The sequence below is a fragment of the Sulfurospirillum multivorans DSM 12446 genome (assembly GCF_000568815.1).
Taxonomy (GTDB): domain Bacteria; phylum Campylobacterota; class Campylobacteria; order Campylobacterales; family Sulfurospirillaceae; genus Sulfurospirillum; species Sulfurospirillum multivorans.
Window position 1 is genome coordinate 1,173,765 of the sequence record NZ_CP007201.1, and the last position, 11,423, is coordinate 1,185,187.

Consider the following 11,423-nt stretch of genomic DNA (forward strand, 5'->3'; position numbering starts at 1 on the left):
TCTTATATGGTAGCCAAGCAGGAGTTAAAATATCCTTATTCAACGTCGCAGTACTCTAAGGAGGGGATACTAGGCTTTTTCAGGTCATGGTTGTTGGCGATAAAAAGCGTTTTAAGGTGGGTGAGGTTTTGGATGGAGTTTGGAAGGGAACTGAGGAAGTTTTCTTCAACATCAAGCTCATAAAGACTGACCAAATTGCCGATGCACTCTGGAAGCGTGCTAAGGCGGTTGGCACTCAGGTCTAAGGAGGTAAGTTTTGCAAGTGTGCACAGTGCAGCTGGAACATGTTCCAGCAAATTGTTTTCCAACGAGAGAATTTGCAGATCTTCTAATTTGGAGAGATCAAAGTCGATGGAGGTGAGATGATTGGAAGCAAGATTGAGTTTGACCAGCATATCGTGCGCTTCGAGGGAAGGAAGATTTTTTAAAAGATTGCCCTCCAAGATGAGCGTTTCAAGCTCTTTTATCTCACCGAGTGACTCGGGCAAGGTGGTCAGTTTATTGAACGAAAGATCTAAAAAATAGAGCGATTGCATCGAACCAAAGACTTCTGGGAGGCGCTCAAAATAGTTGGTATCTAAGCTTACATGTAAAAGTTTTTTGAGGTTTTTAAACGCTAGATCAAGGTGGCTCAGACGGTTCACAGCAAGGGTCAGTCGGGTGAGATTTGTGAGATCATAAAAGCTCTGAGGAAGAGCGTTTAGTTGATTGCCATTGAGATTTAAAATTACCAAAGAACGAAGCGCTCCAAAATTTTCAGGAAGACTTTCCAACAGATTGTTTTCACACTGTAAATTACGAAGATTTTTAAGCGAGCAAATACTTCTTGGAAGCTCTCTTAAGCGGTTACCTGATATTTTAAGCACACTAAGGTTTTGCAACGCTCCGATGCTCTCAGGCAAATTTTTAAGCTTTTTACGATTCAAATCAAGTGTGGTTAAATTTTCCAGTTTGGAGAGTTCACGAGGAAGCGTATGTTCCAATCCTTGGGACTTAATCCACTGTGCAAAATCGCGAATCTGCTCATTCATCACTCTCTCCTTGCTCAAATCGGCTGTTTTTCTGATCGATCAAAAAGGCAATCTCTTCGTAATCAATTTCACCAAATTCTACCATATTAAACAGTGCCATCAAAGGACGTCTGCAACACGTCTGGTTACATTCAGTGACCAGTTTTTTAGCTTTTTTGTAGGGTAGGGTGGTGGATTTGAAAATATCAATAGCATCTTGAATGGTTTTTTGTCCGCATTCACAGATGATTTTTGAGGCATACTCTTGCATAAGTTTATCCCGCTTTTGAAGCGATATAGAGCGCTTTTAGCTCCTTCTTGTTGAGCACTTTTTTACGGTTAGTGACCATTTCACGCACTTGGGGAAGCATTTTATTGATGACCTCGTTTTCAGGCTCATAGCCCATGGCGCGTAGATGAAAGAGAAGCGTTGAACTGCCTGAATGCTTGCCTATCGGATAACTTCGTGTCATCCCCACACTTTGTGGGGCAAAGGCTTCGTAGGCTTTTTCATGCTTAATCATACCATTGACATGGATGCCAGATTCATGCGAAAAGATGTTTTTACCCACAATTGGCATCGCCGCAGAGATGCTTTGATTTGAGGCTTTTTCGACCAGTTGAACCACATGCTTCAGTGCGTCTGGATTGATGATGCGCTCTTCGCCAAAGAGGTGAGCAAGGCTCATCAACACTTGCTCGAAACTCGCATTACCAGCGCGTTCACCCAGTCCAATGACGGTGGTGTTGACGCTCATAGCGCCCGCTTCGAGTCCACTGATGGCATTCGCCGTTGCCATACCAAAGTCATTGTGTGTGTGCATCTCGATCTCTAAAAGGTTAAGGCTCGTGAGGTAGGAGATGTGCTCATAAATTTGATGCGGACGCATGATGCCCACGGTGTCGCAGTAACGAAAACGGTTGGCTCCAACACTTTTACCTAGCTCCATCACCTCTTTTAAAAATCCGAGATCGGCTCTGGAACTATCTTCGCCACCAATGCAGGCAAAAATACCCTCTTGGCGGCTTACATGTAAAACCTCTTCGAGATTTTTTAAGAGCCGTGCTTTGTCACCTCGAAATTTGGCTTCGATGAGAATGTCCGATACGGGAATAGAGAGATCAACGGCTTTTAAACCACACGAGAGTGAAGCTTCAAGGTCACACATCGTGGCACGATTCCAACTCATAATGCGAAGAGGCAGATCAAGGGCTAATATCTCTTTAATATCCGCTTGCTCTTTGGCTCCCATCGCAGGAATACCCACTTCAAGCTCATCCGCACCTGCTAAATAAAGTGCGGAAGCAATGGCGATCTTCTCTTCGGTATTAAACGCAACATACGGCGCTTGCTCACCATCTCTGAGTGTGGTATCGTTGATAATCATCGTGTGTTCCTTTGCTTCTTATGAAGCGGTGAAAAAGTGTTTACGCACACCTTTTAGAACAGAAATCTCAATAGGCTCATCCGCGAAACTCTCATCACACGTGAGGTGAATGCTCTCCAACTCTTTTTGTGGGCAATCACCAATTTTTTGGGTCAAGAGAAGATGACAATCGGAGAGGGCATTTTTGATCTCTTCGATAGGATACGTTCCATTGCAGTTCTCTTTGCCCATGCAGTACGAGTTTTCCACTTTACGGTGCATGATAAATTTGATCGCTTTATCGCCCGCTTCGTAGATAAGAAACTCTTTAGCACTGCCGAAGTGGTCATTAATCAGTCCATTTCCCCTCGTTGTCACAGCGACAAGCATTGTGTTTCCATTAGAGCTGAGTTCGTCTTTGTTCGTCGCTTCTTCTTGATTGATTTTGCCGTTTGCCGCTCGAAGCGCTCTTCTCCATGTTTCGATGTTTTCGTGCGTTTTCATACGTTGGTTCAAGTCGTAGTGGTGCGCAAGTTCTTCAAAGCTTTTGTCGGCAAAACTCTCTTTGAAAAATTCATCGCTGCGATCTTCGCCTAAAAGCCCAACTGCATCGGCGCGACATTGGCGACAGTGACGCATCAATTTGACATTGACATCACACGCTTCTTGTGCTTTCATCAACTGTTTATGCGTAGCACTTGGAACGCCATCCAGTCCAAATTTGGTACCGTATTCTGGCTTTGAGATAATCGGCATGACGTTTTGAATAAACACACCTAGTTCCTTGACCTTTCGCGCAACAAAAGGAAGATGTTCGTCATTGACGCCTGGGATTAAGACCGAGTTGACTTTAACAAGAATACCTCGCTCAACGAGCATTTGAATACCAAGAAGTTGTTTTTCAAGCAATAATTTGGCACCCTCAACTCCACGGTGTTTTTTATGTTCATAAAACACCCATGGGTAGATTTTAGAGCCAATTTCGCCTGTTTCATCAACGGAGTTCAGCGTCACTGTGACATGTTCTATGTTGTACTTTGCAATCTCATCAATATGTTTATGAATCATCAACCCGTTCGTTGAAAGACAGAGTTTGATGTCAGGAGCATACTTTTTAAGGAGTGAAAAGGTCTCAAAGGTTTGCTTAGGATTGGCAAGTCCATCGCCTGGTCCTGCGATGCCAACGACGCTGAGTTGTTGGATCAGACCGCCTACATGTAAAACCTTTTTCACCGCCTCTTCGGGGCTTAGTTTATAGCTCGTAACGCCCGGGCGACTCTCGTTGGAGCAGTCGTACTTGCGGTTGCAGTAGTTGCACTGAATGTTACATGCAGGGGCTACTGCCACATGGATACGCGCATAATGTTGGTGGGCATCTTGAGAGTAACACGGGTGGTTGTTAATCTTTTGCATGATGCTGGCATGAAGTTCATTTTGGGTGTTGGTGGATGATGAACAAGAACAACTCATGTGCGATCCTTTAGAATTTCTTTACCCTAAAGTTTGCACAAAGTGTTCCTTAGATTAGATGGACTAGTCTTTGAGTTCCTGATAAATCGTATAAATTTTGTCGATATTTTTGTCAAAAAGGGCAATGAGCGTAGGGTCGAAATGCGTTCCACTGTGCTGTTGCAAGTGTTGATGTGCCGTTTCAAAACTCCATGGCACTTTATACGGACGTGTTGAAATGAGTGCATCAAAAACGTCAGCAATCGCAACAATGCGCCCAAAAATAGAGATATCTTCACCTTTTTTACCGTGAGGATAGCCTGTACCATCCCATTTTTCATGATGTTCCAATGCAATCAGTGCTGCAGCTTTGAGGTACTCGTTCTCCTCATCAAACAACAGATCGTGACCCAATTTAGTATGGGTTTTCATGGTTTCAAACTCTTCAGGTGTGAGTTTGTCTTGTTTGAGTAAGATTTTATCGGCAATACCAATTTTTCCTGCATCGTGCATGGGAGCAGCGAGTTCAATTTTGCTAATCTCATCTCTGCTTAAGCCATACTGCTCCGCTAAAAGCGCACTGTAAAGTCCAACACGTTTGGTATGTTTTGAAGTCTCTTGGTCTTTAAATTCCGCAGCGGAAGCGAGTTTATTGATGATTTTGGTTTGAGTGTCACGCAATCTATCGTACAAAATGGCATTTTCAATCGCAGAAGCCGCATAGTTTGAGATCAGCAGTAAAAGCTCTGCATCCACGTTCGTGAAGATACTTACCTTTTTATTGAGGGCTTGGAAAACGCCAATGATCTGGTCTTGATTATCTAAGAGTGGAACAGAGAGAATCGTATGTGTCAAATAGCCTGTGGCTTTATCAATCTCGGGGTTAAAGCGGTAATCATTGTAAGCATCCACAACAATTTGTGTCTCTTTGGACAGCGCTGCATAGCCTGCCACACCTCTTTGCGTGCTAAAGTGAATAGGATGGACTTCATGGGCAACTTTTGACCAGAGCTCATCCTTTTCTTTATTGTAGACAAAAATGGAGCAACGATCTGCTTGTAAAATCTCTTTCGCAAAATGTGCCATGGACTCTAACACATCATCTAAACTTTTGGTTTTGTTGATAACTTTACCAAATTCCATTAAAATTGAAAGCTGTTTTTCCGCTGAGTTCATAATTTTCTCTTTGGTCGTAAATGATATGCGCGCATTATAACAAAGTTTTAAAATGATATTTGCAAAATCATGTGCTTTATGTATAATACAAAATAATATAATGCTTGGAGTGTTTCTCAAAATGCAAAAGAAAATTAAAGTTCTCTTAATAGAAGATGACTACGATGCGGCAGGTCAAGTCGCGCAGTATTTAGAGAGTGTAGGGTTTGAAATTGATATTTCTGAAACTGCCATTGATGGGCTTTTAAAGCTTTCTGCACAGCAGTATGATATTTTATTGTTGGACTTAAGCCTTCCTGATTTTAGCGGTTTTGAAGTGATTAAACAGATCAACAACCAAAGCAGTATTCCTATCATTGTCTTAAGCTGTCACTCCAATCTAGAAGCAAAAGTTCAAGCCTTTCGTTTTGGTGTGGATGATTATTTGTGTAAGCCTTTTATGCTTGAAGAGTTGGAAGTTCGCATGTGGGCAATTTTAAAACGCTGTTCGATGATTAAAATGGAATTTAATAAAAACAATCTTGCCATTGATTACAACAACCAAACCATTCTACTCAATCAAAAACCCGTTTCGCTCACAGCGATTGAGTACAAAATCCTTTCTTTCCTCATAGAGAACAAAAATAGGGTGGTTTATCGCAATGTTTTAGCGATTCATCTCTCATCTTTGAGCTCACCGCAATCTTTAAATTACCATATTCAAAATATTCGTAAAAAGCTAGGCGACGACCCAAAGAAGCCACGTTATATTATGACGGAGTATGGAACAGGGTATCGTTTAGTGTTATAAAAGTGTTACATTTCTTAGAATCCTCATAATAAACGAATAATGAACCATATTTTTGAGCTATAATCCATCTATTGATCCAAAAAATAAGGCATATGATGGATACATCAGCGATGGAGCGTCTCAAATCTCGTTGTAAAGAGATACGAATTTTATACATTGAAGACGATGAGGTTACGAGAAAATATACGCATTCAATTTTAAGTGAATTTTTTGACTCCATTGATGTTGCCAGTGATGGGCAACATGCGTATGATCTCTTTATTGATGCAGAACTTGATATTCCAGCCTTAGGTCTCTCGTGTGAGCCTCAATCGAGGCGTTATAATTTGGTGATTACCGACATTAAAATGCCCAAATTTGATGGCATTGCCTTGATTGCTAAAATTCGTAAAATTTGCAAAGAGACGGCGATTATTGTCACATCGGCGCACAATGATGTGGAGTATTTGATTGAGACGATTCGTTTGGGTGTGGATGGGTACATCTTAAAACCAATTGAATTTGACCAATTGTTTGACTCACTTGCATCAACGGTTGAGACGATTTTACTCAAAGAAGAGCGACGCGCTTATACAAGTTCACTCAAGCAAACCATTGTACTGCAACAATCGGCTCTTGAAGAGCAACTCCATACGGATGCATTGACCAAACTCCCCAATAAAAATACACTCGACAGCATTTTAAGTCACATTCAACCCGTTGAAGTTCCCTCTTTGTTTCTCATCAACATCGATCGGTTTAAAAATTACAACAAACTCTATGGTATTGAAGTAGGCAATCAGATTCTCAAAGAGTTTGCTCACCACCTCAAAGAGGTGGCTACATCGATGTGTTACAGTGTTTTTCGTGTCTCTTCCAATGAGTTTGCAATGCTGCATCTTGATACCGAGCTCAATCCTGAAAAAATTTACGAAGATATTAACCAAACACTGGAGCTTCTCAATGGCATCGCGATTAAAGTTGAAGGGCTGAATGAGAGGATTCTGGTTCATATCTCTATGGGGGTTACTTTTGATCAAGAAAATCTTTTCAATAAAGCCTTCACTGCGCTTGATTTTGCCAAGCAATCGGGAAAATCGTTTGTGGTATACACCAGCAATTTAGATGAAACAGAATCCCTTGCCAATGATTTTTACTGGCAAGATGTGATTGCCGATACGCTGGATAAAGACAATGTGGTTCCTTTTTTCCAACCCATCTGCAACAAAGAGGGTGAAATTATTAAGTATGAAGCGCTGATTCGCATCAAAACGAAGGACAAATTGGAGCAAGAACAATATGTCTCTCCGTACTACTTTTTAGACATTGCGCGTCGCACCAGACAGTACGATAGTCTGAGTCACAAGATGATCGAAAAAGTGTTGGAGTTGATGGTAACGCATCCCACTGTTACTTTTTCCATTAATATCAGTTTTCGTGACATGCTCAACAAAGAGATTCGCGACCTTTTACGTTCAAAAATGGAGGCATTTCGCGCTCAAAATCAAGCGATTAATCTTGTCTTTGAAGTGGTTGAGAGTGAAAAAACGACCGATTTAAACACGGTGAAGAACTTTTTAAAATATATCCAATACGAAGAGGCACCCATCGCTATTGATGATTTTGGTACAGGGTATTCTAACTTTTCGCACGTCATGCAACTGAATCCTGCGTACATTAAAATTGATGGTAGCCTGATCAAAGAGATCGATATGAGTGAGAAGACGCGTCTTCTTGTCCAAGGGATTGTCTCCTTTGCAAAAGCGTTACATGTAAAGACGATTGCAGAGTATGTGCACAGCCAGTTGATCTTTGATCAACTGGTGGAGATGGGAGTTGATGAGTTTCAAGGCTACTACATTGGTGAGCCTTGGTTGGAGTTGCCATGTCGTCTTTAACCCTCTTCACAACAGTTTTTGTCATTGGATTTATCCTTCTGGTGGGTATTTTATGGATTTATCTGCTCTTGCAGCAGAAGCGAAAATTTAAGCAGCTGATCGATTTTGCCATTGAAGGTATGGTCGTCTCCCATAAAGGGTGTGTGATTGAGATTAATGTGCAAGCGTTGAAAATTTTTGGTGGAACCGATAAAGAAGAGATTTTAGGCAGACCATTGCTCGATTTTATCGCCCCTGAGTCGAAAGCTTTGATACAAGAACAGTCAACAAAATCTCGTACGGAAATGTATGAGTGCATGCTTGTGCGCAAAGATGGCACAATTTTTCCAGGCTTGGTGCGAGGCGCTAGTGTCAAAGGGTTTGGAAAGACGGTGCGTATCTCAGCGATCATTGATCTTACCGAGCTGAAAGAGGCGCAGTATGCACTGCAAGCACTCAATGAAAACTTAGAAATGCAAGTCAAAGTCCAAATCGAAAAAAACCGCCAACAAGAGATGATGCTCTTTCAACAATCACGTCATGCCCAAATGGGCGAAATGATCAGTATGATTGCGCATCAATGGAGACAACCCCTCAATGTTCTCTCTCTTTTAGCGCAAAACATTGTCTTTAAGTACAAACTTCAAAAATTAGATGAGCGTATCATGGATGAGTTTAAAGAGGACTCAATGCGCCAGATTGTGCAGATGTCTAAAACGATTGATGATTTTAGAGACTTTTTTAAACCCGACAAGTCGATCAAAGTGTTTGACATCAAGCAGCAACTTTCCCATGCCGTAGAGATGGTCAAGCCCATCGTTGCCGCGCATGGCATTGAAATTGGTTTTGAAAGCGAAGAGGGGCTGAAAATCGAGAGCTATCCCAATGAATTTGGGCAGTCCATTATTAATATCCTCAACAACGCCAAAGATGTGCTTTTAGAGAGTTGCGGAGAGTTTTCCAAACGGATCACGGTTCGTGCAAAACGATGCGAGGCGGGGAAGATTATTATTCATATCGAAGACAATGGTGGGGGAATCGATGCGTTTGTGATGCCTTACATTTTTGAGCCCTATTTTTCAACCAAAGGGGCAAAACATGGAACAGGACTGGGGCTTTACATGAGCAAAATTATCCTTGAAGAGCACATGCAAGGTCACATCAGCGTTGAAAATACCGAGACAGGCGCAAAATTTGAGATTGTTTTGCAAGGGTTGCTGTAATGGATTTAGCGCTACTCAAAGGTATTCGTCCGTTGATTATTGAAGATGAAAAAGATATTTTAGACTCATTTTTTACACTGTTTGATACGATTTTTGATGAATTTTACACCGCACGCAATGGCGAAGAGGGGTTGTATCGATTTTACCAAAATGCTCCCGATGTGATTATTACCGATCTGCAAATGCCTTTTATGGGTGGCTTTCGCATGATGGAGCGCATTCGTATGGAAAATGCCGAGATTCCCATTATTATCACTTCCGCGCACAGTGAAGAAGAACACCTTACCCGTGCCAAAGCGCTTAGGGTCGATGACTATCTTCGCAAACCTTTCGATATTGATGAACTCTTTGAAAAGATTTATACCTGCTGCATTGTTAAAAATGGCTCAGGCAAGATCAATTTCGACCATTTTACCCTGTAAAATTTCTGCAAATTCTACCCCAAATTCATAGCAGGTTTCAAGCTCTGCCACACTGGGAATCAGTTTGATTTTCAGAGGTGTGAGTGGCGGTACACGAAGTTTAAGCGATTTGAGACGTGCCAAGATATGATCGACCGCTTCACCACTCCAACCGTACGAACCAAAAGCGCCTGCACATTTGCCTTGTTTGTCTAAAAACATCAAGCAAGAGAGCAAGTCCCACACAGGTTTGGGCGCATCGGCATTGATCGTGGGTGTGCCGATTAAAAAGCCATCGCTTTCTTCCAAAATCGCCATCATGTTTTGCTCTTCAATGGAAGCAAGATCGTACATATTGGCAACCACGCCTTCGACACTCTCGCACCCCTCAAAAATAGCTTGCGCCATCTCTTGGGTGTTTTTATAGCTGGTAAGGTAGAAAATAGAGAGAATTTTTTTACCCGCTTTGTACTTTTCGACTTTATGGCTCCACTGACGGTAAGACTCAATATACTGCTGTGGATTTTCACGCAAAATAGGACCATGAAGCGGCGCAATCAGTGCTATGTCAAAACGTTCGTACAGTTTCAACGCACTTCTAACATAGCTTTGGAAAGGGCGCATGATGTGGTCATAGTAGTATTGAAACGCGTAGGAAAAGTCGCCTACTTTATCGTTAAAAAGGCGTTTGTCGTAGTAGTGAGCACCAAAAACATCGCCGCTAAAAAGGAGTTTATCCTCATGCACATAACTGCTCATTGTCTCTGGCCAGTGCAGATAAGGCGTCGTCAAAAAGGTAATCGTTTTGTCGCCCAACGTGAGCTGCTTGTTGGTCCAAATGGTCTCAAAGGTGATCTCAACACTGCCTGCAAGCGCTTTGAGCATCGTCGTGGCTTGAGGTGAGATGAGTACTTTGGCGTGAGGCGCTCTGGTTATGAGTTCAGGCAAGGCGCCTGAATGGTCAGGCTCGATGTGGTGGATAATGACGTATTTGATCTCATCGTACGAACAGAGTGCCTCTACATGTAAAAAGAAGTCGTCTTGAAACTCTTTTTTAACCGTATCGACGATGATGACACCTTCGGTCGTTTTGATGAGATAGGCATTATAACTTGAACCATTGGCGGTTTTCATGACAATGTCAAAGGTACGAATATCGGGGTCAAAGACACCTATAAAATAGATGTCCTTAGCTAGGGTTATGGGAAGATGCGGCATGGAGAAACCTTTGCATCCAAAGAGGCGGATTGCTGTTTTTTAATGTCAAGAGCGTGGTTAAAAGAGTGTCAATGCGCTCATTTTCTTTCTCAGACTTCAGCACAAAAATGCCCGATCCCTTGACCATGAGCGATGCGCGAGGTCCGATGTGCGAAGCGCACAGAATGTTAGCATCTTCTAGGCATTCGATTTTGTAGGCGAGTTTATCGCCTTCTTCCGCGATCTCATTGGGTGATTCGAGGGCTCTTAGAAACACAAAAGAGTCCTCTTTGAGTTCGTAGAGGTAAAAGCATTTACACCAACCAAAATGGTCATTGACATGAATGTTATCGGTCGATGCAAATGCTATTTTCATGATGTTATCCTGCTACAGGGGCGTGCGCTTGGCGATCAGCGATAGAGATCGCTTCGCGGTAAGGTTTTGGAGAGACCTCAGGAAACATAATGCCGTTTTTCTTGTGTTCACGAATATTGTAAAGACCGCTCTCGTGACCTGCAACATAATACGCATTGTATTCAGGCGTATACGGCAAATCCCAAACGATAGCGCCCTCGGTAGGACAGGCGTCTGCGCATTTTGGTGTCGTACCATCCGAACACTCGATACATTTTTCAGGTTTAACATAGGTTGTGTCGCCATTGATCGGTGAATCGCTTGCACTAACGATTGCGGTTGCTGGGCACTCGTCGATACAACTGTCACAATTAATACATACTTCTGTAATTCTTACTGCCATGATAAATCCTTTGATGGGAATGGATTAGTAACTCAAAAAATCCTTGCTGAAAAGTACCCACAACATGGAAGCGGGGGCAAACCACATTGTGAGTATCTAAGTAAGGGTTTTTAAAGGTACACGCTCCTCTCTTTGCAAGAGGTGTTCCGTAAGAATTCTTTTGCATAAATTTTTAACAAGCATTAAAAGCCTCTTA

General features: G+C 42.3%; 12 protein-coding genes. 4 read left to right on the plus strand and 8 right to left on the minus strand.

All coding sequences use genetic code 11. From position 1 onward, the window contains the following. Positions 1-35: 35 nt before the first annotated feature. The 5 genes from SMUL_RS06000 to SMUL_RS06020 all read right to left on the minus strand — a co-directional run bounded on the left by SMUL_RS06000 (position 36) and on the right by SMUL_RS06020 (position 5,002). Positions 36-1,031 (minus strand): leucine-rich repeat domain-containing protein, encoded by a 996-nt coding sequence (locus SMUL_RS06000; RefSeq protein WP_025344354.1) that lies wholly within the window; start codon positions 1,029-1,031, stop codon positions 36-38. Next, on the minus strand, positions 1,024-1,281 hold the full coding sequence (locus SMUL_RS06005) for a hypothetical protein (protein ID WP_025344355.1): 258 nt from the start codon (positions 1,279-1,281) through the stop codon (positions 1,024-1,026). The genes SMUL_RS06000 and SMUL_RS06005 overlap by 8 nt, the downstream gene beginning before the upstream one ends. A gap of 4 nt (positions 1,282-1,285) precedes the next feature. After that, positions 1,286-2,398: a homocitrate synthase gene (gene nifV, locus SMUL_RS06010; RefSeq protein WP_025344356.1), complete on the minus strand. Its 1,113-nt coding sequence runs from the start codon at positions 2,396-2,398 to the stop codon at positions 1,286-1,288. Between the two features lie 18 nt (positions 2,399-2,416). Continuing rightward, positions 2,417-3,847, minus strand: coding sequence for a nitrogenase cofactor biosynthesis protein NifB (gene nifB, locus SMUL_RS06015; protein WP_025344357.1), 1,431 nt, complete (start codon positions 3,845-3,847; stop codon positions 2,417-2,419). A 63-nt stretch (positions 3,848-3,910) separates the two neighbouring features. Continuing rightward, the gene (locus SMUL_RS06020) at positions 3,911-5,002 is read right to left on the minus strand and encodes an HD-GYP domain-containing protein (RefSeq protein WP_025344358.1); all 1,092 of its coding nucleotides are present in this window, start codon (positions 5,000-5,002) and stop codon (positions 3,911-3,913) included. A 121-nt stretch (positions 5,003-5,123) separates the two neighbouring features. On the opposite strand from SMUL_RS06020, the gene SMUL_RS06025 reads away from it, so the two are divergent. From SMUL_RS06025 to SMUL_RS06040, 4 genes are all read left to right on the plus strand, one after another. Continuing rightward, positions 5,124-5,792, plus strand: coding sequence for a response regulator transcription factor (locus SMUL_RS06025; RefSeq protein ID WP_025344359.1), 669 nt, complete (start codon positions 5,124-5,126; stop codon positions 5,790-5,792). A gap of 95 nt (positions 5,793-5,887) precedes the next feature. Further along, the gene (locus SMUL_RS06030; protein WP_025344360.1) at positions 5,888-7,669 is read left to right on the plus strand and encodes an EAL domain-containing response regulator; all 1,782 of its coding nucleotides are present in this window, start codon (positions 5,888-5,890) and stop codon (positions 7,667-7,669) included. After that, a complete protein-coding gene (locus SMUL_RS06035) occupies positions 7,657-8,871 on the plus strand; it encodes a sensor histidine kinase (RefSeq protein ID WP_025344361.1) in 1,215 nt (404 codons plus the stop codon). Before SMUL_RS06030 ends, SMUL_RS06035 begins: the two co-directional genes overlap by 13 nt. Continuing rightward, entirely contained in the window at positions 8,871-9,293 is a 423-nt protein-coding gene (locus SMUL_RS06040) for a response regulator (protein ID WP_025344362.1), read from the plus strand. Before SMUL_RS06035 ends, SMUL_RS06040 begins: the two co-directional genes overlap by 1 nt. Here SMUL_RS06040 and SMUL_RS06045 read toward each other — a convergent pair. From SMUL_RS06045 to SMUL_RS06055, 3 genes are read right to left on the minus strand one after another with little or no spacing between them, the layout of a single operon-like run. Further along, the gene (locus tag SMUL_RS06045; RefSeq protein ID WP_025344363.1) at positions 9,258-10,490 is read right to left on the minus strand and encodes an FprA family A-type flavoprotein; all 1,233 of its coding nucleotides are present in this window, start codon (positions 10,488-10,490) and stop codon (positions 9,258-9,260) included. The genes SMUL_RS06040 and SMUL_RS06045 overlap by 36 nt on opposite strands. Continuing rightward, positions 10,462-10,845 carry a NifB/NifX family molybdenum-iron cluster-binding protein gene (locus SMUL_RS06050; protein WP_025344364.1) on the minus strand — a complete coding sequence of 128 codons (384 nt, stop codon included), beginning with the start codon at positions 10,843-10,845 and terminating at the stop codon, positions 10,462-10,464. The genes SMUL_RS06045 and SMUL_RS06050 overlap by 29 nt, the downstream gene beginning before the upstream one ends. Positions 10,846-10,849: 4 nt before the next feature. Further along, on the minus strand, positions 10,850-11,227 hold the full coding sequence (locus SMUL_RS06055) for a DUF362 domain-containing protein (protein WP_025344365.1): 378 nt from the start codon (positions 11,225-11,227) through the stop codon (positions 10,850-10,852). Positions 11,228-11,423 lie beyond the last annotated feature (196 nt).